Annotated in this window: 27 protein-coding genes; 11 read left to right on the top strand and 16 right to left on the bottom strand. The window is 67.4% G+C overall.

What is annotated here, in order from left to right:
* From AX709_RS06145 to AX709_RS06105, 9 genes are all read right to left on the bottom strand, one after another.
* Nucleotides 1-292 (bottom strand): biotin/lipoyl-containing protein (locus AX709_RS06145; RefSeq protein ID WP_331709702.1); only part of this gene is annotated, 292 nt, incomplete at its 3' end.
* Between the two features lie 105 nt (nucleotides 293-397).
* Nucleotides 398-3,331: a 2-oxoglutarate dehydrogenase E1 component gene (locus AX709_RS06140; RefSeq protein ID WP_066547914.1), complete on the bottom strand. Its 2,934-nt coding sequence runs from the start codon at nucleotides 3,329-3,331 to the stop codon at nucleotides 398-400.
* A 196-nt stretch (nucleotides 3,332-3,527) separates the two neighbouring features.
* Nucleotides 3,528-4,418, bottom strand: a complete 891-nt coding sequence (gene sucD, locus AX709_RS06135) for a succinate--CoA ligase subunit alpha (protein ID WP_066547907.1) — start codon at nucleotides 4,416-4,418, stop codon at nucleotides 3,528-3,530.
* 99 nt (nucleotides 4,419-4,517) lie between these two features.
* A complete protein-coding gene (gene mdh / locus AX709_RS06130; RefSeq protein WP_066547905.1) occupies nucleotides 4,518-5,480 on the bottom strand; it encodes a malate dehydrogenase in 963 nt (320 codons plus the stop codon).
* A gap of 144 nt (nucleotides 5,481-5,624) precedes the next feature.
* Nucleotides 5,625-6,443 carry a shikimate 5-dehydrogenase gene (locus tag AX709_RS06125; RefSeq protein WP_066547903.1) on the bottom strand — a complete coding sequence of 273 codons (819 nt, stop codon included), beginning with the start codon at nucleotides 6,441-6,443 and terminating at the stop codon, nucleotides 5,625-5,627.
* A 227-nt stretch (nucleotides 6,444-6,670) separates the two neighbouring features.
* A complete protein-coding gene (gene zapE, locus AX709_RS06120; RefSeq protein WP_066483049.1) occupies nucleotides 6,671-7,777 on the bottom strand; it encodes a cell division protein ZapE in 1,107 nt (368 codons plus the stop codon).
* Nucleotides 7,774-8,232 carry a PaaI family thioesterase gene (locus AX709_RS06115; protein WP_066483111.1) on the bottom strand — a complete coding sequence of 153 codons (459 nt, stop codon included), beginning with the start codon at nucleotides 8,230-8,232 and terminating at the stop codon, nucleotides 7,774-7,776. Before AX709_RS06115 ends, zapE begins: the two co-directional genes overlap by 4 nt.
* Before the next feature lie 10 nt (nucleotides 8,233-8,242).
* Complete coding sequence (locus tag AX709_RS06110) at nucleotides 8,243-9,028, bottom strand: succinate dehydrogenase iron-sulfur subunit (protein WP_066483046.1); 786 nt, start codon at nucleotides 9,026-9,028, stop codon at nucleotides 8,243-8,245.
* A 144-nt stretch (nucleotides 9,029-9,172) separates the two neighbouring features.
* On the bottom strand, nucleotides 9,173-9,550 hold the full coding sequence (locus AX709_RS06105; protein WP_066547891.1) for a winged helix-turn-helix transcriptional regulator: 378 nt from the start codon (nucleotides 9,548-9,550) through the stop codon (nucleotides 9,173-9,175).
* 85 nt (nucleotides 9,551-9,635) lie between these two features.
* On the opposite strand from AX709_RS06105, the gene AX709_RS06100 reads away from it, so the two are divergent.
* Together AX709_RS06100 and AX709_RS06095 are read left to right on the top strand one after the other, a co-directional pair.
* A complete protein-coding gene (locus AX709_RS06100; RefSeq protein WP_066547889.1) occupies nucleotides 9,636-10,637 on the top strand; it encodes a zinc-dependent alcohol dehydrogenase family protein in 1,002 nt (333 codons plus the stop codon).
* A gap of 159 nt (nucleotides 10,638-10,796) precedes the next feature.
* Nucleotides 10,797-11,537: an SDR family NAD(P)-dependent oxidoreductase gene (locus tag AX709_RS06095; protein WP_066547887.1), complete on the top strand. Its 741-nt coding sequence runs from the start codon at nucleotides 10,797-10,799 to the stop codon at nucleotides 11,535-11,537.
* Nucleotides 11,538-11,567: 30 nt separating this feature from the next.
* Here the strand turns inward: AX709_RS06095 and AX709_RS06090 are convergent, their stop codons facing one another.
* The 3 genes from AX709_RS06090 to AX709_RS06080 all read right to left on the bottom strand — a co-directional run bounded on the left by AX709_RS06090 (nucleotide 11,568) and on the right by AX709_RS06080 (nucleotide 14,349).
* Complete coding sequence (locus AX709_RS06090; protein WP_066483037.1) at nucleotides 11,568-12,152, bottom strand: peptidase S14; 585 nt, start codon at nucleotides 12,150-12,152, stop codon at nucleotides 11,568-11,570.
* A 76-nt stretch (nucleotides 12,153-12,228) separates the two neighbouring features.
* On the bottom strand, nucleotides 12,229-13,260 hold the full coding sequence (locus tag AX709_RS06085; protein WP_231727441.1) for a C13 family peptidase: 1,032 nt from the start codon (nucleotides 13,258-13,260) through the stop codon (nucleotides 12,229-12,231).
* 72 nt (nucleotides 13,261-13,332) lie between these two features.
* Entirely contained in the window at nucleotides 13,333-14,349 is a 1,017-nt protein-coding gene (locus tag AX709_RS06080; protein ID WP_066483035.1) for an alpha/beta hydrolase, read from the bottom strand.
* 74 nt (nucleotides 14,350-14,423) lie between these two features.
* Between AX709_RS06080 and AX709_RS06075 the strand changes: the two genes are divergently transcribed.
* Nucleotides 14,424-14,699 carry a BrnT family toxin gene (locus tag AX709_RS06075; RefSeq protein WP_066483034.1) on the top strand — a complete coding sequence of 92 codons (276 nt, stop codon included), beginning with the start codon at nucleotides 14,424-14,426 and terminating at the stop codon, nucleotides 14,697-14,699.
* A complete protein-coding gene (gene brnA, locus AX709_RS06070) occupies nucleotides 14,674-14,919 on the top strand; it encodes a type II toxin-antitoxin system BrnA family antitoxin (RefSeq protein WP_197418928.1) in 246 nt (81 codons plus the stop codon). Before AX709_RS06075 ends, brnA begins: the two co-directional genes overlap by 26 nt.
* A gap of 50 nt (nucleotides 14,920-14,969) precedes the next feature.
* Here the strand turns inward: brnA and sdhA are convergent, their stop codons facing one another.
* From sdhA to sdhC, 3 genes are read right to left on the bottom strand one after another with little or no spacing between them, the layout of a single operon-like run.
* Nucleotides 14,970-16,772, bottom strand: a complete 1,803-nt coding sequence (gene sdhA / locus AX709_RS06065; RefSeq protein WP_066547878.1) for a succinate dehydrogenase flavoprotein subunit — start codon at nucleotides 16,770-16,772, stop codon at nucleotides 14,970-14,972.
* Nucleotides 16,769-17,158: a succinate dehydrogenase, hydrophobic membrane anchor protein gene (gene sdhD, locus AX709_RS06060; RefSeq protein WP_066547875.1), complete on the bottom strand. Its 390-nt coding sequence runs from the start codon at nucleotides 17,156-17,158 to the stop codon at nucleotides 16,769-16,771. Before sdhD ends, sdhA begins: the two co-directional genes overlap by 4 nt.
* Nucleotide 17,159: 1 nt before the next feature.
* The gene (gene sdhC / locus AX709_RS06055; protein WP_066483022.1) at nucleotides 17,160-17,576 is read right to left on the bottom strand and encodes a succinate dehydrogenase, cytochrome b556 subunit; all 417 of its coding nucleotides are present in this window, start codon (nucleotides 17,574-17,576) and stop codon (nucleotides 17,160-17,162) included.
* A 257-nt stretch (nucleotides 17,577-17,833) separates the two neighbouring features.
* Between sdhC and AX709_RS06050 the strand changes: the two genes are divergently transcribed.
* Genes AX709_RS06050 through AX709_RS06030 form a run of 5 tightly spaced genes read left to right on the top strand, consistent with a single transcriptional unit; the run spans nucleotide 17,834 to nucleotide 23,114 of the window.
* Complete coding sequence (locus tag AX709_RS06050) at nucleotides 17,834-19,102, top strand: methyl-accepting chemotaxis protein (protein WP_082730854.1); 1,269 nt, start codon at nucleotides 17,834-17,836, stop codon at nucleotides 19,100-19,102.
* A 13-nt stretch (nucleotides 19,103-19,115) separates the two neighbouring features.
* The gene (locus tag AX709_RS06045; protein WP_066483019.1) at nucleotides 19,116-20,492 is read left to right on the top strand and encodes a methyl-accepting chemotaxis protein; all 1,377 of its coding nucleotides are present in this window, start codon (nucleotides 19,116-19,118) and stop codon (nucleotides 20,490-20,492) included.
* A gap of 42 nt (nucleotides 20,493-20,534) precedes the next feature.
* Nucleotides 20,535-21,236, top strand: a complete 702-nt coding sequence (locus tag AX709_RS06040; protein WP_066483016.1) for an SDR family NAD(P)-dependent oxidoreductase — start codon at nucleotides 20,535-20,537, stop codon at nucleotides 21,234-21,236.
* Nucleotides 21,226-22,149, top strand: a complete 924-nt coding sequence (bla, locus tag AX709_RS06035; protein WP_082731652.1) for a subclass B3 metallo-beta-lactamase — start codon at nucleotides 21,226-21,228, stop codon at nucleotides 22,147-22,149. Before AX709_RS06040 ends, bla begins: the two co-directional genes overlap by 11 nt.
* Nucleotides 22,146-23,114: a 50S ribosomal protein L11 methyltransferase gene (locus AX709_RS06030; RefSeq protein ID WP_066547872.1), complete on the top strand. Its 969-nt coding sequence runs from the start codon at nucleotides 22,146-22,148 to the stop codon at nucleotides 23,112-23,114. The genes bla and AX709_RS06030 overlap by 4 nt, the downstream gene beginning before the upstream one ends.
* Before the next feature lie 162 nt (nucleotides 23,115-23,276).
* Here AX709_RS06030 and phhA read toward each other — a convergent pair whose 3' ends face one another.
* Complete coding sequence (gene phhA, locus AX709_RS06025; RefSeq protein WP_066547870.1) at nucleotides 23,277-24,149, bottom strand: phenylalanine 4-monooxygenase; 873 nt, start codon at nucleotides 24,147-24,149, stop codon at nucleotides 23,277-23,279.
* Nucleotides 24,150-24,191: 42 nt separating this feature from the next.
* On the opposite strand from phhA, the gene AX709_RS06020 reads away from it, so the two are divergent.
* Entirely contained in the window at nucleotides 24,192-24,836 is a 645-nt protein-coding gene (locus AX709_RS06020) for a TIGR02117 family protein (protein WP_082731654.1), read from the top strand.
* Nucleotides 24,827-25,519, top strand: a complete 693-nt coding sequence (locus AX709_RS06015) for an esterase/lipase family protein (protein WP_231727440.1) — start codon at nucleotides 24,827-24,829, stop codon at nucleotides 25,517-25,519. The genes AX709_RS06020 and AX709_RS06015 overlap by 10 nt, the downstream gene beginning before the upstream one ends.
* Nucleotides 25,520-25,545 lie beyond the last annotated feature (26 nt).

Below are 25,545 nucleotides of genomic sequence, written 5' to 3'. Positions count from 1 at the left end.
GTGCCGGGGCGGGCGCAGGCGCCGCTGCCGGAGCCGGTGTCGCCGCCGCGCCGTCGCCGGCATCGACCGTCGCGATCACCGCGCCGACCTGAACCGTATCGCCGGGCTGGACGAGCTGCTGGCCCATCACGCCGGCGACGGGGGCGGGCACCTCGACCGACACCTTGTCGGTCTCCAGGCTGGCGATCGGTTCATCGGCCTTTACCGCCTCGCCCGGCCGCTTCAGCCATTCGCCCAGCGTCGCTTCGGTGATCGATTCGCCCAGCACGGGCACTTTGACTTCGGTTGCCATCTCTTCAGGCCCTTCTTCTCATCTCGTCGCCCCGGCGCAGGCCGGGGCCGCTATCCATTTCGCGCACCGCTGCCAGCGGCCCCGGCCTGCGCGACGACATCGGACTTATCCCTTGCGGGTTCGGCGAATTTCCTCGCGCACATTGTGTCCCAGCGCGTCGGCGATCAGTGCGCCCTGTTCAGCGGTGTGCCGCTTCATCAATCCGGTCGCGGGCGACGCCGCGGGACCCCGGCCGGCATAGCGCGGGCGCATCGGTGCCCTGCCCGCATCGGCCAGCGCCTGCTCGATGAACGGCTCGACGAAGAACCAGTAGCCGTTGTTCTTCGGCTCTTCCTGCGCCCAGACGACTTCCTCGAGCCCCGTCATCCGCTTCAGCCGCACGGTCAGCGGCTCGCCGGGGAAGGGATAGAGCTGTTCGATCCGCACGATCGCCGTGTTCTTGTCGCCCGCGGCATCGCGCGCCTCGATCAGGTCATAGGCGACCTTGCCGCTGCACAGCACCAGCCGCTTGACGTCGGTGTCCGCAGGCGGGGTGGGATCGGACAGGATGCGCATGAAATGCGATTCGCCCAGGAAATCGTCGACCCGCGACATCGCCATCTTGTGCCGCAGCAGCGATTTCGGTGTCATCACCACCAAAGGCTTGCGGAAGTTGCGGTGCATCTGGCGGCGCAGCAGGTGGAAATAATTCGCCGGCGTCGTGCAGTTCGCGACCTGCATATTGTCCTGCGCACACAGCTGCAGAAAGCGTTCGGGCCGTGCCGAAGAATGTTCGGGCCCCTGGCCTTCATAGCCGTGCGGCAGCAGCATCACGAGGCCGTTGGCGCGCAGCCACTTGGCTTCGCCGGCCGCGATGAACTGGTCGATCATGATCTGCGCGCCATTGGCGAAATCGCCGAACTGCGCTTCCCAAAGCACCAGCGTCTTGGGGTCGGCCAGCGCATAGCCATATTCGAAGCCGAGCACGCCATATTCGCTCAAGGGGCTGTCGAGCACCTCGAACCGGCCATGCGGGATTTCGTTGAGCGGCACGAACTTGTGCTCGTCGCCCTGGTCGACCCAGACGGCATGACGGTGGCTGAAGGTGCCGCGCCCCGAATCCTGGCCCGACAGGCGGACGCCATAGCCCTCCGACAGCAGCGATCCGAACGCCAGCGCCTCGCCGGTCGCCCAGTCGAAGCCGCTGCCGCTGGCGAACATCTCCTTCTTGGCATCCAGCACGCGGCCCAGCGTTTTGTGGATTGCCAGCCCCTCGGGCACCTGCGTGAGCGTGCGGCCGAGCGAATCGAGCAACTTGCGGTCGATGCCCGTCGGCACGCTGCGCCGCGCGGTTTCGGGGTCGGCGGGAACGTGCAGCCCCGACCAGCGCCCGGCGAACCAGTCGACCTTGTTGGGCTTGTAGCTCTTGGCGCTTTCGAACTCGCCTTCGAGCAGCGCGGTGAACTGGTCGACCTTGGCGGCGGCGAAATCGGCCGCGATCACGCCCTGTTCGACCAGGCGCCTGCCATAGACTTCGCTGACTGGCGGATGCTGCTTGATCCGGGCGTACATCAGCGGCTGGGTAAAGCTCGGCTCGTCGCCCTCGTTATGGCCAAAGCGCCGGTAGCACCACATGTCGATGACGATGTCGCGCTTGAACCGCTGGCGGAACTCGATCGCCATCTTGCAGGCAAAGGTGACCGCTTCGGGGTCGTCGCCGTTGACGTGGAAGATCGGTGCCTGCACCCCCTTCGCCACGTCCGACGGATAGGGCGACGAGCGCGCGAATTGCGGGCTGGTGGTGAAGCCAATCTGGTTGTTAATGACGAAATGGATGCAGCCGCCGGTATTGTACCCGCGGATGCCCGAAAAACCGAGGCACTCCCACACGATCCCCTGGCCCGCGAACGCCGCGTCGCCATGGATCAGCACCGGCAGCACCTGCTCATGCTCTTCCAGGTCGTCGCGGAAGGTCTGGAGCGCGCGCACCTTGCCGAGCACCACGGGATCGACGGCCTCGAGATGGCTGGGATTGGCGACCAGCGACATGTGGACGCTCACCCCGTCAAACTCGCGGTCGGTGGAGGTGCCGAGGTGATATTTCACGTCGCCCGACCCGCCGACATCGTCGGGATTGGCCGATCCGCCCGAAAATTCGTGGAAGATCACGCGATACGGCTTGGCCATCACGTTCGCGAGCATGTTGAGCCGGCCGCGATGCGCCATGCCGTACACGATCTCGCGTACGCCCATCGCGCCGCCATATTTGATGATCGATTCCATTGCCGGGATCATCGCTTCGCCGCCGTCGAGGCCGAAGCGCTTGGTGCCGACATATTTCTTGCCGAGGAATTTCTCCCACTGCTCGGCCTCGATCACCTTGGACAGGATCGCCTTCTTGCCCTCGGGCGTGAACTCGATCGCCTTGTCCTTGCCCTCCATGCGCTCCTGGAGGAAGCGGCGCTCCTCGACATCGGCGATGTGCATATATTCCAGGCCGACATTGCCGCAGTAATTGCGGCGCAGCACATCGACCAGTTCGCGCACCGTCGCGGTCTCAAGGCCAAGCGCGCCGCCCAGATAGATCGGCCGATCGATCTCGCTGTCGGGAAAGCCGTGATATTCGGTCTTCAGATCCTCGGGCATCTCGTGCTTGGCGAGACCGAGCGGATCGAGATTGGCGGCGAGGTGCCCGCGCACGCGATAGGTGCGGATCAGCATCATCGCACGGATCGAATCGCCGGCCGCGCGCGCGACCTCGTCCGCCGATGGCTTGGGGGCAGAGGCGGTGGGCGCGGGGGCGGCGCCGCCCTTGGCGGGCTTGGCCGCCGGTTCCATCTGGGTCGGGTCGAGGGCTGCGGTCAGCGCGTCGGTGTCGGCGAGCGGCCAGCCCTTTCGCTGCCAGCTCGGGCCCTGCATCGCGCCTTCGAGCCCGTCGAACCACGCCTGCCAGCCGGGTTCGACCGAGCCCGGGTCCTGGCGATACTTCGCGTAGAGCGATTCGATGAATGCCGGACTCACCCCGGCGGCCGCGTCGAAATCCTGGCCTTCGTAACCCATGGTCCCATCCTCGCTCCCCTCTCCCCTTGTGGGAGAGGGTTGCGCAGACTTGGCAGCTTGCTGCCTAGTCGAAGCTGGGTGAGGGGGCGGATACCGGGCGCTGCGCCCGGCCAATCACCCTCATCCAACTCCGCCTAGGTGCCTTGCGGCACCAAGGCTGCGTATCCTTCTCCCCTCAAGGGAGAAGGGAAACTCCTTACCTATTCAACACTTCGACCAGCGTTTCGCCCAACAGGCTCGGGCTGGGCGATACGCGGATGCCGGCTTCTTCCATCGCCGCGATCTTGTCTTCCGCACCGCCCTGACCGCCCGAGACGATTGCGCCGGCATGGCCCATGCGGCGTCCCGGCGGCGCGGTGCGGCCGGCGATAAAGCCGACCATCGGCTTCTTGCGCCCGCGTTTCGCTTCGTCTTTCAGGAACTGCGCGGCTTCCTCTTCGGCCGATCCGCCGATCTCGCCGATCATGATGATGCTTGTCGTTGCATCATCGGCCAGGAACAGCTCGAGCACGTCGATGAAGTTGGTGCCGTTGACCGGATCGCCGCCGATTCCGACCGCGGTGGTCTGGCCGAGGCCCGCATTGGTCGTCTGGAACACGGCTTCATAGGTGAGCGTGCCCGAACGCGACACGACGCCGACCGAGCCCTTGGAGAAAATGCTGCCCGGCATGATGCCGATCTTGCACTCGCCGGGCGTCAGCACGCCGGGGCAATTGGGGCCGATCAGCCGCGACTTGCTGCCCGACAGCGCGCGCTTGACCTTGACCATGTCGAGCACCGGAATGCCCTCGGTAATGCACACGATCAGCGGCACTTCGGCGTCGATCGCCTCCAGGATCGAATCGGCGGCGAACGGCGGCGGCACGTAGATGACGGATGCGGTCGCGCCGGTCTTCTCGACCGCTTCGGCGACGGTGTCGAAATTGGGCAGGCCCAGCTCCTCATGCACCGTACCGCCCTTGCCCGGCGTTACCCCCCCGACCATCTGCGTGCCGTAATCCAGCGCCGCCTTGGTATGGAAAGTCCCGGTCTTGCCGGTCATCCCCTGGGTGATGACCTTGGTATTCTTGTCGACGAGGATGCTCATTCGGTCTCTCTTTCGTCGTCCCGGCGAAGGCCGGGACCGCTATCCATCTGGCGGCGCAAGGGCATCAAGCGGTCCCGGCCTCCGCCGGGACGACGCGCTTCACACCAGCGACCCGTCGATCGCCTTGCACGCAACCAGCAATTCCTTGACCGCGTCGACGCTGACCTGGAGGTTGGCCTTGGCCTCATCCGACAGGTTGATCTCGATGATCTTCTCGACGCCGCCCGCGCCGATGACGATCGGCACGCCGACATAGAGGTCGTCGACGCCATACTGGCCGGTCAGGTGCGCGGCACCCGGCAACACGCGCTTCTGGTCGAACAGATAGCTTTCAGCCATCGCGATGCCGCTGGTCGCAGGGGCGTAGAAGGCCGAGCCGGTCTTGAGCAGCGCGACGATCTCGCCGCCGCCAGAACGGGTGCGCTGCACGATCGCGTCGATGCGCTCCTTCGTCGAAAAGCCCATCGCGATCAGGTCGCTGACCGGGATGCCGCTGACGGTCGAATATTCGAGCACCGGCACCATCGTGTCGCCATGGCCGCCCAGCACGAAGCTGTTCACATCCTTGACCGACACCTTGAACTCGTCCGCCAGGAAATGGCTGAAGCGCGCCGAATCGAGCACACCCGCCATGCCGACGACCTTCTGGTGGGGCAGACCGGAAAACTCGCGCAGCGCCCACACCATCGCGTCGAGCGGATTGGTGATGCAGATGACAAAGGCGTCGGGGGCGTTGGCGGCGATCCCTTCGCCGACCGCTTTCATCACCTTCAAATTGATGCCGAGCAGGTCGTCGCGGCTCATCCCCGGCTTGCGCGCGACGCCAGCGGTAACGATGATCACGTCGGCGCCGGCGATGTCCTTATAGTCATTGGTGCCGATGATCGTCGCGTCGAAGCCCTCGACCGGACCGCACTGGCTCAGGTCCAGCGCCTTGCCCTGCGGCACGCCCTCGACCACGTCGAAAAGCACAATGTCGCCAAGCCCCTTTAGCGCGGCGAGATGCGCGAGCGTGCCCCCGATATTGCCAGCGCCGATCAACGCGATCTTCTTGCGAGCCATACAACCTCCCTCGAAATGGGTCAGCAGGCGGCCCGTCGGGCCGGGAAACGGTGGCGGCTTAGGCCGTTTGACGCGCGCTGACAAGCACGGAGCCTAGCCAAAACAAGGGTTTCTTTGCACATCATTCGCAAGTGCAAGAACGTGTCAGCCCAGCGCGAAACGCGCGGCGCGTGCCACGTGATCCGCCGACGGGCGGCAACCGGTATAGAGAACGAATTGTTCAAGCCCCTGCCGCACCAACACCTCATCGCCGGTGATGACCGGCTTGCCCAGGCGGCGTGCCAGACGCACCACCGGGGTTTCTACCGGAATAGCGACGACGTCGAACAGCATCGTCGCGGCACGTACTGCCGCTTCGTCGAAGGCAAGCGCGTCGGCTTCCGGCCCGCCCGCCATCCCGATCGGGGTCACGTTGATCAGCAATCCGGGTCCGGGCGTCACCGCGTGCGTCCAGCGATACCCCAATCGGCCGGCGAGCGCGCGGCCCGACGCCTCGTCACGGGTCACGATCGTGCCGTTGGCATAGCCATGATCGGCGAGCGCACTCGCCACCGCCTTGCCCATGCCGCCCGACCCGCGCAGCACGAAGTCGATATCCTGCGGCACGCGATGTTCGGTTATCAACGCCGCGACCGCACTATAGTCGGTGTTGTAGCCGGTCAGCCGGCCGTCATCATTGACGATGGTGTTGACCGCGCCGATCGCCGCCGCCGACGGGTCGAGCGCGTCGATCAGCGGGATCACCGCCTCCTTGAACGGCATCGAGATCGCGCAGCCCCGCACGCCCAGCGCGCGGATGCCGCCGATCGCGGCCGCGATGTCCGCGGTGGTGAAGGACTTATAGACGAAGTCGAGGCCCAGTGCGTCGTAGAGATGGTTCTGGAACCGCGTCCCGAAATTGCCGGGCCGCGCGGACAGCGACATGCACAATTGGGTGTCGCGGTTGATGCTGAGCTTGGACATAGGGGGTGGACTCCGGCCTGCGCTAATCAAGGTGAGGTGCCTCTCCAACCTGCTCCTTCCATCACCCCGGCCTTGAGCCGGGGTCCCGCTGCCTTATCCCGCGCGAGAAAAAGCGGGACCCCGGGGTCAAGCCCGGGGTGACGGGGGCAGTGGGGTTGCGCCTCGGTTAAGGATCTCCGGTCAGCCCTTCAGGACAAGCGGGAAGGACGACCAAGGCGGCATTGCGCCTAATGATGCCCCAGCGCCAGATACGCTTCCGAACGCATCTCGTTCAACCGGCTGACGGTGCGTTCGAACTCGAAACGGCCGTCGCCTGTCTCATACAGCGCCTCCGGCACCGCATCGGCGGCGGCGATCAGCTTGACCTTGTGTTCGTACAGGGCGTCGATGAGCGTCACGAAGCGCGCGGCTTCGTTGCGGTTCTCCGGCCCTAGCCTGGGGATGCCGACGAGGAACACCGTGTGGAAACGCCGCGCGATCGCCAGATAGTCGGCCGCGCCGCGCGCCTCGCCACACAGTCGCTTGAAGCTGAATACCGCAACACCCTTCAGCGACTTGGGCACGTGCAAAGTCCGCCCGCCGCGCACCGCCAATTCCTCGGTCGGCACCATCGCGCGATCCTCGACCGGATAGTCGGTCAGACGGAAAAAGGCGGCCGACATCTCCGCCGTCGCTTCCGGCCCGTTGGGCACCAGCCAGGTGTCGATCCGCCCCAGCCGGTCGCGGCGGTAATCGACCGGGCCGTTGAGCGCGACGACGTCGCAGCGTTCGCGGATCAGGTCGATGAAGGGCAGGAACAGGGGGCGATTGATCCCGTCCTTGTAAAGCTCGTCCGGCGCGCGGTTGGAGGTTGCGACGACCGTCACCCCGCGCCGGAACATCTCGGTGAACAGCCGCGACAGGATCGCGGCGTCCGCGGGATTGTTGACGATCAGCTCGTCAAAGGCGAGCAGGCGGACATCCTCGCTCATGGCGGCGGCAACCGGCAGGATCGGATCGTCAACCTCCTGCTTGCGCGCATCGTTCAGCCGCTCGTGCACGTCGATCATGAAGTCGTGGAAATGCGCACGGCGCTTCCGACGGATCGCGAGCTGATTGAAGAACAGGTCCATCAGCATCGACTTGCCGCGTCCGACCCCGCCCCACAGATAGACGCCGCGCGGCGGTTCGGGCAGGCGTCCCAGCGCGCGCCACAGGATGCTGCCACGTTTCGGCACCGCTTCCAGCGCGTCGGCAAGCGCGTCGAGCCGTTCGGCGGCCGCTGCCTGGGTCGCATCGGTGCGCAGCTCCCCGGCAGCGACCAGCCTGCGATATTCGGCGATCACCCGGCTCATCGCGCACTCGGCTTGCGGATCGTGGCGGTGAAGCTTGCGATCGTCTGCGCCGCCTGGACGACCAAGCCGCGCATGAACAGCAGCCGCCCGGTCTCGCGAAGCAGCTCGACCTGCGCCTCGACGGGCACATCCATGCGTCCTGCCGCGATGAACTGGGTCGACAGGTCGAGCGTGACCGCCGTGCCCGCGGTCAGTACGCCCAGCGCGCGCCCCGCCCCGAACAGCGCGCAGTCGATGAAGCCGAGCAGCGCGCCGCCGTGCAGATGGTTCGACAGGTTGGAATGCTGGTGCGCCGGCACCATCGCGACCCGCGCGATGCCGTCCTCCACCCTGACACGCAACGGCCCCAGCGTCGCGTTGAAGCGCGTCGTGTCGCTAAGCGTCCAGCGTTTCCAGCCCGGCCAGTCGGGATCGTCGTGATAGTGGAACGCGGGGCCGTCCGCGTCGGGGCGCATCGTCACGCGATCAGAGCACGCGGTCCATTTCCAGCTTCTTGATCTCGGCGATCGCCTTGGCCGGGTTCAGCCCCTTGGGGCAGACATTGGCGCAGTTCATGATCGTGTGGCAGCGATAGAGCCGGAACGGATCCTCGAGCTGGTCGAGCCGCTCGCCCGTCGTCTCGTCGCGGCTGTCGGCGAGCCAGCGATAGGCCTGAAGCAGGATCGCGGGGCCGAGGAACTTGTCGCTGTTCCACCAGTAGCTGGGGCAGCTGGTCGAGCAGCAGGCGCACAGGATGCACTCGTAGAGGCCGTCGAGCTTGGCGCGGTCCTCGGGCGACTGGAAGCGCTCCTTGCCCGAGGGCGGCGGCGTCACCGTCTCCAGCCACGGCTTGATCGACGCGTATTGCGCGTAGAAATGGGTGAAGTCGGGGACGAGGTCCTTGATCACGTCCATGTGGGGCAGCGGCGTGATGCGGATGTCGCCCTTGATGTCCTCGATCGCCGTCGTGCAAGCCAAGCCGTTCTTGCCGTCGATGTTCATCGAGCACGAGCCGCAAATCCCCTCGCGGCACGAGCGGCGGAAGGTGAGCGAAGGGTCCTGCTCCGCCTTGATCTTGATGATCGCATCCAGGACCATCGGGCCGGTATCGTCCAGGTCGAGCTCGAACGTGTCGTAGCGCGGATTCTCGCCGGCATCGGGATCATAGCGATAGACCTTGAAGCGCTTCACCCGCTTGGCACCGGCGGGCGCCTTGTGAACCTTGCCGTTGTTCCGGATCTTGCTGTTCTTGGGCAGGGTGAATTCGGCCATGGCGATGCACTACTCCTTCGCCTCGCGATGTGGCGCTTTTGTGCGCTGCGATCAAGTTCGGAGCGGCGGATATCGCAGTCTCGTGCGGCCCGCAAACGGAACAAGGGCCATATTGCTGCGGCGTGATTGCATCGACCTATCAGCTCAACGGTCGCGCGCGTCATCCGCTCCTGCTTGGTGACCCTGTCTTTGGAACGCGTCGCCCCAGTCGCGCAGGCTGACCAGCACGGGTTCGAGCGTGCGGCCGAAATCGGTCAGCTCATATTCGACGCGCGGCGGCACTTCGGGATAGACGATCCGGCGAATGATGCCGTCGGCTTCCAGCTCGCGCAGTTGGAGCGTGATCATCCGCGGCGTCGCATTGGGGGTCAGCCGGCACAGCGCGTTGAAGCGCAAGCGGCCCGACAGCAGGTGGAACACCAGCACCGGCTTCCACACCCCGCCCATCACGCTCATCGTCGCTTCGACCGCGCAGCCGGTCTTGGTCGCGCGCCGGCGCGGACCCCTGATACTATCATCCATGTACGTACATGTTGTTTTTGTACGTACTGCAATCAAGCGCGACGAGCGATTAGTTGGCGTGCTCCACCACAAAAGGAGCTTAACCATGCGTGCATATCGACTTGACCCAGCCGGCGGGGCCATCAAGCTGAGCGATGAGGCCGATCCGGTACCGGGGGCCGGCGAAGTCCTGATCGACCTGAAAGCGGCGACGCTCAACTATCGCGACCTGATCGTCCGCGACGGGCGCTATGGCGGCGAGCAACGCGCCGACCTGATTCCCTTGTCCGACGGCGCAGGTGTCATCGCCGCAGTGGGCGATGGCGTGGCCGCGGACCGGACCGGCCAACGCGTCGCGATCGGCTTCATGCCGCACTGGACGGAAGGGCCGTTCACCGCCGCCAAGCAGGCCAGCGCGCTGGGCGGCGGCGTTGTCGATGGCGTGCTCGCCGAACGGATCGTCGTGCCGGCAAGCGCCGTCGCGGTCCTGCCCGACGACTGGTCGTTCGTCGAAGGGGCGGCTTACCCTTGCGCGGGCGTTACCGCCTGGGCCTGCCTGTTCGGCGGCGGCGGCATTCGGCCGGGCGACTGGGTGCTGGTCGAGGGGACGGGCGGCGTCTCTACCTTCGCGCTGCAATTCGCCAAGCGGGCAGGCGCGCGGGTGATCGTGACCTCCAGCAGCGACGACAAGCTCGGCCATGCCCGCGCGCTGGGTGCGGACGCGACGATCAACTATCGCGACACACCGGATTGGGGCGTGGTGGCGGCACGGATCGCGGGCGGTGCGGGCGTCGACCATGTCGTCGAGGTCGGCGGGCCGGGCACGCTCAACCAGGCGCTGGCGTCGGTGCGCTCGGGCGGCGAAGTCGCATTGGTCGGCGTGCTGACCGGCTTTGCGGGCGAAGTGAACACCGGCGCGATCCTGATGAACGCGATCAACCTGCGCGGCGTCTATGTCGGGTCGGTCGCCGACTTGTCGACCGCGCTCGCATCCGGCGTCCGTCCGGTCATCGACGAGGTGTTCGCCTTTGACCACGCAGAAGCTGCGTTCGATCGGCTGCGCAGCGGCAGCCATCGCGGCAAGGTGGCGATCCGCATCGCCGATTGAGCGCCGGCAATAGCCGGAGCACGCCGTCCTTGCGCAAAGCGTTCACCTCCCGGTGTCGGGCGCGCCGCAATCGGTTGAATGATCGTGCGGCGCGCCCATAGTCGCTCCGGGCCGGCAACCGATCAGGGTTGCCGTGCCGGATCACATGGGAGCGGCAAGATGGCGGACCTTTCGGGCAAGCGGGCGATCGTGACGGGCGGTTCGCGCGGCATTGGTGCGGCGATCGCAAAACGGCTGGCAGCCGACGGTGCCGACGTCGTCATCACCTATGCCGGCAATCACGACGCGGCCCAGCAGGTCGCCGCCGCGATCACGGGCGCGGGCCGGCGCACCGAGGCGATCCAGGCCGACGCGGCCGATGTCGCCGCGGTCGAGGCGGCGGTCGTGCGCGCCGTCGACACGCTGGGGGGACTCGACATCCTGGTCCACAATGCCGGCGTGTTCGGGCTGGGCACGATCGACAGCGACACGATCGAGAATTACCGCCGCCAGTTCGGCGTCAATGTCGACGGGGTGTTCGCCGGCACGCGCGCCGCGATCGGCCATATGGCGGACGGCGGCCGCATTCTCGTGATCGGCAGCGTCAATGCGCACACCGTGCCTGTGCCGGGGGCCGCGGTGTACAGCGCGACCAAGGCCGCCGTCGCCGGAATGGTGCGTGGCTGGGCGCGCGACCTGGGTCCGCGCAACATCCTGGTCAACGCGATCCAGCCGGGTCCGATCGATACCGACATGAACCCGGCCGATGGCGATTTCGCCGCGATGCTGGCCCAGCACGTCGCGCTCGGGCGTTATGGCCGGGCGGAGGAAGTGGCCGCGCTGGCCGCATTCCTCGCCAGTGACGAGGCGAGCTACATCACCGGGACGACGATCGACATCGACGGCGGATTTTCGGTCTGACGTCGCCGCGCCGGCAGGCGGCGCCGGGGTTCAGATGACGTCGAGCACGAGGCCGAGATCGCGTGCCTCTTCGGCTTCGATATACCAGTTTTCGGGCGCGCGGCGGCGCAACTCCTCGAAATCGATCCGCGTGCCGGCGACAAGATCGCGAAACCCCTCCTCCTCGATGCGGATCGAATGCTCGATCTCGTGGAGGCTCGCCTTCAGGCTGGCGACACAGGTGCGCAGCGGGCCATTGACGTCGATCTGCTTCGCCAGGATGCGCTCATGCACCATGATCCGCGTGCCGCGCGTCAGGAAGCGGCGGTCGGCGGGAAAGGCCGACATGAAGGTCGCACCGGCCGAATAGACCGCGACCTTGCCGAGAAACAGCGCTTCACGGCCCTGATATTCGTGCAGCAGCCTCACTTCGTCGCCCATCAGCCGCGCGACTTCGGGGTCACCGCCCAGCGTCGACAGCGCGATGACCAGCGGCCCGCCGGCGGGGGCGGCGGCGACCTGTTCGCGGAACTGCGCGTACATGGCGTGATCGACCGGCCCCGCCAGCGCGACATGCGGTCGGGCGAGCAGCGGATAGCGGTGGATGGTGGCGTCGGCTTCGGTGTTGTCGGTCATGGCCCCCCAAGCGCGCGACGACGGCCAAGGTTCCGCGTGCGCAACAATTGCGAGGGTCGCTGCGGGTTGTCGCCGCTCAGCGCGGGTCCCTGGCGCGCGCCTCGCGCTGGAGCGCGACCAGCGCGCCGATGTCGGTCGGTCGCCCGACCGGGGCGCTGGCCGTGGTCGGCACGGCACCGTCGATCGCGGCGAGCCAGCGGTGCGCGGCGGCACCGATGCTCACCTGGGGCCGCGACGGGGTCAGCGTCGCTTCGGTTTCCCACACGGCCACCTGGTTGCGCGCCTCGGTAAAGGCCGCCTCGATCGGCTGGGCTTTCCGGAGCGCGCGATTGACGAAGGCGTCGCCGAAAAAGGTCCAGTCGTTCTCGGCGAAGCAGCCGAAGGACGACCGGTCGGTCGCCGCTGCGGTGACGATCACGCTGTCGTCGCTCGCCAGCGGGCCGATGAACACCCCCGAATAGCAGGCATTGACGATCAGCAGCCGCCGTGTGAGGCCAAGTTCGCCCAGCATCGCGCGCAGCTTCATCGGCGAAATCCCGCCATAGCCGCTGTCGCCGTCGTGATAGACGATGCCGAACGGCCCGCCATGGCTGGTGGTGAACAGGACCAGCACGTCCTCGCGCACATCCATGCGCTCGGCGACCGCGGCGAGCGCGGCACCAAGCGCCTGGGGCGATCCGATCGGCAATTCGCTCGCGCGTGTTCCGTCCGAACCGGCGAGCACCAGCGTGCGGCGATCGGCCCCGTAGCGGCGGGCGAGCACGCGTGCGGCCTCGCGCGCCTCACGCCCGAAGACGGGGTCGCTGTCGAGCGCCACCGACAGCACATAGGTGTCGAGCACGCCCGGGCGCTGCGGCTCGAGCTGCCCAAGTGCTGCGGCCAGCCGGCGATGTTCGGCCAGCGCGTCGCGCGCGCCGCGATCCCGCTCGACCTGCATTCCGGCATCGGCAAAGGCGGCGACCGCCCCGTCGCCGGCGCGATAGAGGAAATCGGGCGGCGGCGCGCGATGCTGGACGGGGACAAAGGCGGCCTGTTGCGCGTCGGCGGCGGTCATCAGCGCCATCATCGCCAGCACCGCCGCGCGCCCGCCCTGCCACCTGTTCCGCACGTCCGCGCGTCTCCCCTTGATCCCGCAGCGCACGATGGCGCGGCGACGCGGCCGCGTCCAGTGGTCGCGGGGTCACGCCATCAGGCGATAGGCGCGCTCGGGCCGGATCGTCTCGCGGTTGCCGATCCGCGCGTCTTCCTCGCCCGCGAGCACCGCGGCGACGTCGGCGGCGACCGACGCGCTGCGGACGTGATAGCTGTGCATGACCAGACGGTCGGCCATGCCCGCGACCTTGCTCGCGTCGACGATCTTCACCTTGGCGGGCAGCAGGTCGAGCATGCGCGGGCCATCCGACCCCAGCCGGTCGGGATTGGCCTTGGTCTTGTCCGACACCAGCAGCGCACGATCGAAACGATTGTGATAGAGGGTGATGCGCCGCGACAGGCTGGGCAGCATGCGCAGCTTGTCGTCGCGCTCGAACGCATCGTCATCCTCGTCGGCGGCGATCATCAGCACCTGGTCGAACAGCCGCACCATCCGCGTCGGCTGCTTGGCATGCAGCGCCTGGATGCCCTGGCGCAGCACATAGTTGCCCATCGAATGCGCCAGGATGTGGAGGTTGCGCAGGCAATAATCGTCCGCCGGCAGCTCGCAGACATAATCGAGCAGCTTGAGATAGGTGCGCGCCAGCGCCGGGCCGGAGGCGCGGGCATCCTCGCGGTCGCTGTAATAGGACATGAAGGGCACCGCTTCGCCGTCGGACGGCCAGCTGAACACCATGATGTTGACGTCCTGCGGCAGCGTCACCGCGATCCGCGCGCCATCGGTCAGCGCCTCCAGAAAAGTGACGTTGAAGCCGTGGATGTAAACCAGCGTATCGACCCGGCCCTTGGCCATCCGGCCGTGCAGCGCATCCATCAGCTGCGCACTGCCCGTTTTGGTGAAGCCCCCCGCGGGTGCGCCCGCCATCGTTTCGTCGAACACGGTGATGCCGGTCATCACCGGCCCGTCGTCACCCGCGCGGAACGTCGCGCGACCAAAGCGCAGTGCGGCGACGCCATCCGGATTGAACCGGCCGCCGAACACCGCCCGCTTGTTGTCGGACAGGTGATTGCGATTGGTCGCGAAATAGACGTTGATCTCGGCCATCGGACGTCCTCCTGCGCAGGGTAGCGCGCGCTTTCGGGGGTGTGTTTCTATACCAAAATGGTATATCAAGAGCCATGTTCGAATTCGATCCGGCGAAGAGCGCGGCGAACAGAGCCAAGCATGGGATCGATTTTGAGGAAGCGCAGGCGATCTGGCTGGACGCATCGGCCAAGCGGCTCAGATCTGCCGTGCCGACAGATGAGGAGCGCTGGCTGGTGATCGGCCGGATCGGCACGCGGCTGTGGACGGCGATCATGACCTACCGGAACGGCAAGGTTCGCATCATCTCGGCCCGGCGCGCGCGCGATTATGAGGAAGAGCTATATGGACGTGGCACGCAAGAAGATTAGCGCCGAAGAGCTGGACCGGCTGTTCGATGAGGGTGCCGACATGCGCCCCTATTTCGATTTCGACAACGCCGAGGCGCTTCACGGTCCGACCAAGCGGGTGAATGTCGATTTTCCCGCCTTGATGGTGTTGCGGCTGGATCGCGAAGCAAAGAAGCGCGGCGTAACGCGACAGGCGCTCATCAAGATGTGGCTGGCGGATAGGTTGGAGGCGACGGGTTAGCCCACTCGCTTTCGCCAATCCACGCGACTGCGAAGGTTAACCGTCGGCCCTTAATACACCCGCTTCTTCGGCTGGATGTACTCGATTTCGTCGGTCAGCGTATAGTCGTGGACCGGGCGATAGTCGATTTCGGTCGTGCCGCCCTTGCCGCCCCAGCCGTCGAAGGTGGCGACGGTGTGCTTCATCCAGTTGGCGTCGTCGCGCTCCGGATAATCCTCGTTCACGTGCGCGCCGCGCGATTCCTTGCGGTTGAGCGCGGAACGGATCGTCACCATCGCCTGGCCCATCAGATTGTCGAGTTCGAGCGTTTCGACCAGGTCGGTGTTCCAGATCAGCGACTTGTCGACGACGCGGACGTCCTGCATCCCCTGATAGAGCGCGGTCATCGCCGCAATCCCCTCATTGAGCAGTTCGTCGTTGCGGAACACGGCGGCGTGGCGCTGCATCGTCTTCTGCATGTCGGTGCGCAGCTTCGCGGTGGCGGTGCTGCCGCTCGCATTGCGGAAATGGTCGAGCCGCCCGATCGCGAGTTCGGCCGAATCCTTGGGCAGCGGGTTGTGCGCCGTACCGGGCTTCAGCGTTTCCTTGATCCGCAGGCCCGTCGCGCGGCCGAACACCACCAGGTCGATCAGCGAGTTGGAGCCCAGCCGGTTGGCCCCGTGCACCGAAACGCACGCCGCTTCGCCCACCGCATACAGGCCGGGGACAACCGCGTCGGGGTTGCCGTCGCGGATATGCACGACTTCGCCATGATAATTGGTCGGGATGCCGCCCATATTATAGTGGACGGTCGGCACCACCGGCAGCGGCTGGCGCGTCAGGTCGACGCCGGCGAAGATCTTGCCGGTCTCGGTGATGCCGGGCAGCCGCTCGGCCAGCACCTTGGGGTCGATATGGTTGAGGTGGAGATAGATGTGGTCGGCTTCCTTGCCGACGCCGCGGCCTTCGCGGATCTCCATCGCCATCGACCGCGACACGACGTCGCGCGACGCAAGGTCCTTGGCCGAAGGGGCATAGCGTTCCATGAACCGCTCGCCTTCGGAATTGGTCAGGTAGCCGCCCTCGCCGCGCGCGCCTTCGGTGATCAGCACGCCCGCGCCATAGATGCCGGTCGGGTGGAACTGCACGAATTCCATGTCCTGCAGCGGCAGGCCGGCGCGCAGCACCATCGCATTGCCGTCGCCGGTGCAGGTGTGCGCCGACGTCGCCGACTGATAGACGCGGCCATAGCCGCCGGTCGCCAGCACGACGGCATGCGAACGGAAACGGTGGATCGAGCCGTCCTCCATGCAGAGCGCGACGACGCCCCGGCACGCGCCGTTTTCCATGATCAGGTCGAGCGCGAAATACTCGATGAAGAAGTCGGCGTCGTACTTCAGGCTCTGCTGATACAGCGTATGCAGCATCGCATGGCCGGTGCGGTCGGCGGCGGCACAGGTGCGCTGCGCCGGCGGGCCAGCACCCATATTCTGCATCATGCCGCCGAACGGGCGCTGATAGATCTTGCCCTCGTCGGTGCGGCTGAACGGCAGCCCGGCATGTTCGAGTTCATAGACCGCCGCCGGCGCCTCGCGGCACAGATATTCGATCGCGTCCTGGTCGCCCAGCCAGTCCGATCCCTTGACGGTGTCGTACATGTGCCAGGTCCAGTGGTCCGGGCCCATATTGCCCAGGCTGGCGGCGATCCCGCCCTGCGCCGCGACGGTGTGGCTGCGCGTCGGAAACACCTTGGTGATGCACGCGGTCTTCAGCCCCGCCTCGGCGATGCCCATCGTCGCGCGCAGCCCGGCGCCGCCCGCGCCGACGACGACGGCGTCATAGCTGTGGTCGATGATCTTGTACGCGTCGGTCATGCCGTGGCGGCTCCGCTAAAGGCGATTTTCAGGATGGCGAAGGCGGCGATCGCCCAGCCGAGCAGCGCGGCGCCGTTGAGCAGGACGAGCAGCACGACGCGGCTCTCCTCGCGCTGATAATCCTCGATCAGCACCTGAAGTCCCAGACGCGCATGATAGAACAGGCTGCTGACCAGCAGGATCAGCGGCACCGCGACCCAGGCGGATGCCATCCAGGTGACCAGGGTCTGATGGTCATAGGCCGGCAGCCGCGCGATCGAGACGAGGAACCACGCCATCAGCGCCAGGTTCGACCCCGCGGTCAGCCGCTGATGCCACCAGTGATGCGTGCCCTCGTTCGCGGGGCCGAGGCCGCGGACCCGGCCGATGCTCGTTCCGTTACCCATCTTATTTCCCCACCGTCAGCCAGGCCCAGAAGGCCAGGGTCGCGACGATCGAAAAGACCATGGTCGAAATCGCGCCGCGCTTGTTGCCCTTGAGTTCGTAGCCAGCGCCCGTGTCGAGCACGAAGTGACGGATGCCCGACGCCGTGTGCTGAAAGAAGGACAGGGTCAATCCGATCCCGAAGACATAGCCGACGATGTTGAGCGCGCCCGATTTGACCGTGAACAGGTCGACGAACGCGGCATAGCTGTCAGGCCCGCCGGCAAGTGCCGCCAGCCACCAGGTGATCAGACCCAGTCCGACCAGCGCCATCCCGTCGCCGGTGGCGCGGTGGAGGATCGAGACCAGCATGTGCGGGCCCCATTTCCAGATGCCGAGATGGGGGGAAAGCGGGCGGGTCGACGTTTTTGCGGTGGCCAAGGTGCATCCTTTCGCTGCGGTCTAATTAGTCGCGGTGCAGCATGATGCAAGCTGGTTCGACGGCACCCGGGACTAACCCGGCCTTAACCATTCACCACCTATCTCTGGCCGGGCGAATGTCGTGCGTGACCCCGCAGTGAGAATGAGGACCGGTCGTGACAAGTGGCTCAAATTCAATCGCTTCCGCCCCGAGCAACCGGTTCGCTGCGTCGATCGACCTGTCGTCCCGCCTGCGCGTCTTCGATTTCGACAGCCAGATGACCGAGGCCAGCCGCACCGTATGGCAGGTTTTGGAGCCGGAAATCCGGGGGATCGCGGAGGCCTATTGGCACCAGTGGCTGCGCTGTTTCGCCGACCAGCGCGATTGGGCACCGCACGAAACCGAAAAAATGATCGACTTGGGCGTCGAATTCCTGCGCAACCGCTTTCTCAACGTCCGCGCGATGGGGTGGGTCGAATCGATCGAGCGATCGGTCGCGGCGGCCTATACGTCGGGCGTCCCGCCGATGGCGCTGCTGTCGATGATCAACGCCAGCGACCGCGCCGCGCTCGAAGTGCTGATGCGGCGCGTCGATCGCGGCGATCAGGGATTGCCCGGCATGATCGACACGCTGATGCGCCTCTCCGCGCTGGAAAGCGACATCACCGTCGCGCTGTACAATTGCTATCGCGAGCATTCCGCCGCGCAGGCGCGCGACGCGCTCGCCGCACAGTTCCGCAACGATATCGGGCAAACGGTCGAGCGGGCGTCGCGCGAGGGCGATGCGCTTCGCCGCCAGGCAGAGCACACGTCGGTGTCGGCGCGCGGGATGCTGGGCAAGGCGTCCGAAGTGGCGGCCGCCGCCGAACAGTCTGCCGTGGCGATGCGCGAGGCCGCGCAGACCGCTGCCGGGCTGATCCGCGCGATCGAGGACGCGCGCTCCGAAGTCGAGGCCGCCGCCGATATCGCGACGCGCGCCTCGAGCCAGGCGGGCAATGCGGTCGGAATGTCGGCCGCGCTGTCCGACCATGCGAAGTCGATCGAATCGATCCTGGGTCTGATCCGCGACATTGCCGGCCAGACGAACCTGCTTGCGCTCAACGCGACGATCGAGGCGGCACGCGCGGGCGATGCCGGGCGCGGTTTCGCGGTCGTCGCGCAGGAAGTGAAGAGCCTGGCCAACCAGACGGCGCGCGCGACCGACGACATTGCCGCCAAGATCGCGACGATCCAGCAGGCGACCCAGTCGACGGTCGAAACCAACGCGTCGATCCGTGACACGGTGGCCGAGGTTCAGGAAAGCGCGATCCGCATCCGGCGCGCGATGGAAGTGCAGGCGCAGACCGTCACCGCGATCACCGCGGCAGTCGATGAAACCGCGCTCGCCGCCGATTCGATGTCGACCACGATCGCGGCGATTCGCGAGGATACCGAAAGCGTCGCCTCGGAGATCGAACAGGTCGGCCGCGGATTCGAGGCGCTCGACAACGAAATCGGGTCATTGAAGGCAGGCGCCGGCGAGTTCGTCGCAAAGGTCGCCGCATAAGGGAGCGGATAGGATGGCGCAGATACGACATGCGGACGTCGGCGGATGGGGCGGCGACACCCGCGCCGCACGCGAACGTATCCGCTCGTTCGATTGGGATGACGGTATCCGCGAAGGCTGTGCAATCATCACCGAAACGGTTTCGGACGCGGACTGGACCCAACTGGCCACCGCGTTCTGGGCCTATTTCGGCTCGATCATGAAGAACGCGGGCAAGGACCTCAATCTCGATCAGCGCCAGCTGCAGGTCCGGATCGCCGGTAGCGCGGGCTTTGCGAAACTGAAGTTCGGCAATCCCTATGACGAGGCATGGATGGAGATCGCGTTCCGCAACGCGATCGACACGCACCAGGCCGGCGTCCCGCTGCAGCTGCTGTTCGCGGCCATGTCGCTGGCGCATAGCGAGACATTCAAGCTGATCGAGAGTCGCATCGGTCACGATCCGGCGCGGCTGCGTTCCGCCGGCGATGCACTGATGCGCCTGGTGCTGGTGGAGGCCGACCTGATCGCTTCGCGCCTGGGCGAAAGCGACGCGGCACTTGCCAACGCCGAACGCTTCGCGCGCGCGCAGGCGTTCCGCAACGATATCGCCGAATCGATCGAAGGCGTCACCACGCTGGGTTCCGGCATCCGGGTCCAGGCGCACGAGGCCTCGGTTTCGGCGCGGGGCATGGTCAGCAAGACGTCGGAAGTCGCCGTTGCCGCCGAACAGTCTGCCGTGGCGATGCGCGAGGCCGCGCAGACTGCCGCCGGGCTGATCCGCGCGATCGAGGACGCGCGCATCGAGGTCGAGGCCGCCGCCGACATCGCGACGCGCGCGTCGGGCCAGGCGGGCGTGGCGGTCAGCATTTCGGACACGCTGTCGGTCCATGCGAAGTCGATCGAATCGATCCTGGGTCTCATCCGCGACATTGCCGGCCAGACCAATCTGCTCGCGCTCAACGCGACGATCGAGGCGGCGCGCGCCGGCGATGCCGGGCGTGGCTTTGCCGTCGTCGCCCAGGAAGTGAAGAGCCTGGCGAGCCAGACCGCGCGGGCGACCGACGACATCGCCGCCCAGATCGCCGCGATCCAGGACGCGACCCAGTCGACCGTCAACATCAACGCGTCGATCCGCGACATCGTCGGCGAGGTGCAGGACAGCGCCAATCGCATCCGCAGCGTCATGGAATTGCAGGCCCGCACCGTCACCGCGATCACCGCCGCGGTCGATGAAACCGCGCTCGCGGCCGATTCGATGTCGCAGACGATCAGCGCGATCCGCGAGGACACCGACCGGGTATCGAGCGAACTCGAATCGCTCGAGCGCGATTCGACCGACGTCGATGAGCGCCTGAACTCGCTGCAGCGCGCGGCCGAGAACTTCTCCGCCGCGGTCGCCGCCGCCTGAGCGGGCTTTCGCGCCGCGGTGCCGCGGGCTAAGCCCCGCGGCATGAGCCTCAAGATTCTCGTCACCGGCACCAGCCGCGGCATCGGTTCCGCGATCCTTGCCGCGCTGGACCGGGCCGGCGCGACCGTGGTCGGACACGGCACCGCGAGCGGCATCGCCGCCGACCTGGCCGACCCGGCCGCCCCCCGCGACCTGTGGGCGCGTGCCATCGACGCGCTCGGCGGCGACATCGATGTGCTGGTCAACAACGCCGGCGTGTTCGAAGCCGCGCCGATCGACCTCGACCATGACGCCTGGGTGGCGGGGTGGGAACGCACGATGCGGATCAACCTGACCGCGTCGGCCGAGCTGTGCCGGCTGGCGGTGCGCCACTGGCAGGCGCGCGGGCGGGGCGGGCGGATCGTCAACATCGCCAGCCGCGCCGCCTATCGCGGCGACAGCCCGGCGCACTGGCATTATGCGGCGTCGAAAGCGGGGATGGTGGCGATGACCAAGTCGATCGCCCGCGCCTATTCGGGGCAGGGCATCCTCGCCTTCGCGATCTGCCCCGGCTTCACGATGACGGGGATGGCCGAGGAGTATCTGGCCAGCCGCGGCGGCGACAAATTGCTCGCCGACATCCCGCTCGGCCGCGTCGCGACCCCCGACGAAATTGCCGCGATCGCGCGCTTCTGTGCGCTCGACGCGCCCGAGTCGATGACCGGCGCAGTGCTCGACGCCAACGGGGCGAGCTATGTTCGTTAGGGGGCTGCTGGCGGGTCTGGCGCTCGCCGGCTGTGCGCCTGCGGACGCGCCCGTTTCTCCGCCCGCGCCCGCACAGGCGGCAAGCCCCTTTACCGGCGCCGCGCTCGCGGCCGCGTGCCGGGATCGCGATGGCTGGAGCGACCCGGCCCCGCCGGCGCGCGTCCACGCCAATGTCTATCTGGTCGGGACGTGCGGCATCGTCGCGCTGCTCGTCACCTCCGACGCCGGCCATGTCCTGATCGACGGGGCGACCGATCGCGCCGCCGCCGGCATCGCCGACAATATCGCGCGTCTGGGCTTCCGCGCCGGCGACGTGCGCATCCTGCTGAACGGCCATGAGCATAACGACCATGCCGGCGGGCTTGCCGAGCTGCGCCGGCTGACCGGGGCGCAGCTGCGGGTGCGCGCGCCCGCGCGCGCCGCGATCGAAACCGGGCGCGCTCAGCCGGGCGACCCGCAGCTCGGCCTCAACGATCCTTTTCCCGGCACGCCGGTCGACGGCACGGTCGCTGACGGCGATGTCGTCCGGGTCGGCCCGATTGGGCTGACCGCGCACGCGACGCCGGGGCATACGCCGGGATCGACGAGCTGGTCGTGGCGCAGCTGCGACGGCGCGCGTTGCCTCGACTTCGTCTATGCCGACAGCCTGACCGCCTACGCCGCCGACGATTACCGGTATTCGGACCATCCGGAGGTGGTCGCCGCGTTCCGTGCCGCGATCGACCGTGTCGCCGGGCTGCCGTGCGACGTGCTGATCACCCCGCATCCGGGCGCAAGCGACCTCTACCCCCGGTTGGCGGGAAGCGCGCCGCTCGTCGATCGGGGCGCATGCGCCCGCTATGCCGACGCTGCGCGCCAGCGGCTCGCGGCGCGACTGGCGACCGAGGCGCAGGCGCAGGCGCGCGCGCGATGAGCTGGAAGCTCACCCTGGGATGCACGCGCGCGGAGGCGGAGGCGATCGATCTGGAGGCGGTGGCGCTGATCGACCCGGTGCCCGTGCTGATGACCAGCGAGCGCGTCGTCGACGATCCAATGGCGTGGCAGATCGACGCCTATTTCGAGACCAGGCCCGGCCGCACCGCGATCGCGGCGGTCCGCGCGCTCGCCCCCAGCTCGGCCACGGCGCGCCCGGCGCTGGAGCGGGTCGAGGAGACCGACTGGGTGACGCTGAGCCAGGCGGGGATCGAGCCGGTCCATGCCGGGCGATTCTATGTCCACACCGAAACCAATCGCGGCACCGTCCCGCCGGGTGCGGTCGCGTTGCGCATCGACGCCGGCCTCGCCTTCGGCACCGGCGGGCATGCGACGACCGCGGGGTGCCTGGCCGAGCTCGACCGACTCAAACGCCGGGGCTGCGTGTTCCGCAACATCGTCGATGTCGGCACCGGGACGGGCCTGCTCGCCTTTGCCGCGCGGCATTTGTGGCCGGCGGCCTATGTCGCGGCGTCGGACATTGATCCCGTTTCGATCGGCGTGGTGCGCGACAATGCCGCGATCAACCGCGTGCCGCTGGGAAGCGAGCGCGGGCGGATCGCGCTCGCCGTCGCGCCGGGGATCGACCATGCCATGCTGGTGGCGCGTGCGCCCTATGATCTGATCATCGCCAATATCCTGGCGGGTCCGCTGATCGACCTTGCGCCAGCGCTGGCGGCCGCGCTGGCGCCCGGCGGGACGCTGATCCTCGCCGGGTTGCTCGATGCGCAGGCCGGTGCGGTGGCGCACGCCTATCGCCGCCAGGGGCTGCGGCTGGCGGCACGGCGCGGCGATGGCGACTGGCCGGTGCTGCGACTGGTCAAGCGCCCGCGCCACGGCTGGCGCGCCGCGACCCGGCTGGGGCCGGCGGTGCCGAGCGAAGCGCCGGGCTATGGGAGCTGGTGAGCGGGCGGATCGGGTTACATAAGCAAATCAATTTATCGGTCACCCCGGGGCTTGACCCGGGGTCCCGCTTTTTCTTGCGCCGGCGCAGGCAGCGGGACCCCGGCGCAAGGCCGGGGTGACGGAGAGGGTGGCTCGATAGAGGTGGACCGCTCCTAAAGGCGCTCATCCCGCCGCGCGGGCCAGCGCATATTCCTGGGTCCCGCGGGTGATGACGCGGTCTTCGGCCAGGATGTCGGCGATGGCGATGTCGGGAAGGGTGGCGAGTTCGGCATAGAGCGGCGCGAAATCGGTCTCGACCGTCACGCGGAGCAATTCGTCGAAGCTGGGGATGACGAAGTAATTCTGCTGGAAATCGTCGATCCGATAGTCGGTGCGCATCACCCGCTTCAGGTCGAAGCCGATGCGGTTGGGGCTCGGATCCTCCAGCGCGAAGCGGCTTTCCGACGCGCTCGACACGATACCCGCGCCATAGATGCGCAGGGCACCCGCCTCCTCGATCAGTCCGAATTCGACCGTGTACCAGTATAGCCGCGCCAGCTGTTTCAGCGACCCGTATTCCAGCGCGCGCAGGCCGCCGCGCCCATAGGCCGCCATATAGTCGGCGAACACCGGATCGGCGAGCATCGGCACATGGCCGAACACGTCGTGGAACACGTCCGGTTCCTGGAGATAGTCGAGCTGGTCGGCGCGGCGGATGAAGTTGCCCGCGACGAAACGGCGGTTGGCGAGGTGATCGAAAAACACGTCATCGGGGACGAGCCCGGGCACCGCCACCACCTGCCACCCGGTCAGGTCCATCAACCGCGCGGACAGTTCGGCGAAATCCGGGATGCCCGGACGCGACAGGCGCAGCACGTCGATGCCACGCAGGAACGCGTCGGACGCACGGCCCGGCAACAGCGCCGATTGGCGTTCGAACAGCGTGTCCCACACGCCATGTTCGGCGTCGCTGAAACGATCCCAGTCCTGCGGGATCGTCCAGTCGGCGGCCGCGCCCGGCGGCGGCGCGGCAAAGACGTGTGTATCGCTGGCCATGCGAACGGGATAGCATGGCCGGGAATGAAACGAAATCGGACGATGTTGCGCGGACTGGCGCGCGGGTTCGGCCTGATCGCGCTGCTGCCGCTCGCCTATCTGATCGCCGCGCTGAGCGGATCGATCCTGCCCGCCAATGCCGGGTGGCGCGCGCCCGCGACCGGGGTGCGCATCTTCATCGAGGACAATGGCGTGCACACCGGCATCGCGGTGCCGAAGGCCGCGCTAGGCCCCGAATGGCGCGTGATCCTGGCGGGCCAGGGGGTGCGCGATCGCCGTCATCTCGCCCATCCCTGGCTGGCGATCGGCTGGGGCGACCGCGCCTTCTATATCGACACGCCGACCTGGCGCGATCTCAGCCCCGCAACCGCGCTCGCGGCGCTGGTCGGCAGCGACCGCACCGTGCTCCATGTCGAACATATCGCCGCGCCGGTCGCGGGGCGTTCGGTGCGTGCGGTCACGTTGCGGCCGGCCGAGTTCGCCCGCTTGCAGGCGGCGCTGCGCGACCAGTTCGCGCCGGGCGCGGCGGCATCGGGCTATGCGGGCCATGACGTGTTCCACCCGGCGCGCGGCCATTATGACGCGATCCGCACCTGCAACGCGTGGACCGCCGGAATGCTGCGCAGGGCGGGGGTGCGCGTCGGCCGCTGGACGCCGTTTTCCTTCGGGGTGATGTGGTGGTTCTAGGGCCGCCGCCGCTGCGCCTCCTGGCGGGCGAGCTGCCGCGCGCGGCGGGACAGATGGCACGGCTGCCCTTTGCCTGGCGCGACCTGAAGCACGTGCCGCGGGGCGACGGGCGTCCGGTGCTGATCCTGCCCGGCCTGTTCAATTCCGATCGGTCGAATGTGGCCTTGCGGCGCTATCTGTGCGCGATCGGCTATGATGCGCGCGGATGGGGGCTGGGGCGCAACCTTGGCCAGCGCACGATCGGCGCGCAGGGTGACCGCTTGTTCGCGCGCGTTGCCGACGTCCACCGCGAAACCGGCCGGCCGGTGACCCTGATCGGCGTCTCGCTCGGCGGGATCATGGCGCGGATCGCCGCGCATCGGCATCCGGACGAGGTGCGCGGCGTGGTGACGATCAGCGCGCCCTTCGCTGGCCCGCCGACCGCGACCAATGTCTGGCGCGCCTACGAAATGCTGTCCGGGGCGCGGATCGACGATCCGGCGGTCCGTGCGTTCGGCGAACAGGCCGCGCGGGTGCCGCCGGTGCCGACGCTGGCGATCTGGAGCGCGCGCGACGGCCTGGTCAACGGCGCCATCTGCCACGATCCCGCCCAGCCGCACGCCGAAATCGCGAGCAGCCATATCTGGGTCCAGTTCAACCCGGCGACGCTGCGCGCGGTCGCGCGCGGGCTGGCGGCGCTGTAACGGCCCGCAGCCGTCCAGCACCCCGC

Source organism: Sphingomonas sp. CCH15-F11 (assembly GCF_001557005.1).
In the GTDB taxonomy this organism is placed as follows: domain Bacteria; phylum Pseudomonadota; class Alphaproteobacteria; order Sphingomonadales; family Sphingomonadaceae; genus Sphingomonas.
This window is presented reverse-complemented; position numbering and strand designations above follow the sequence as displayed.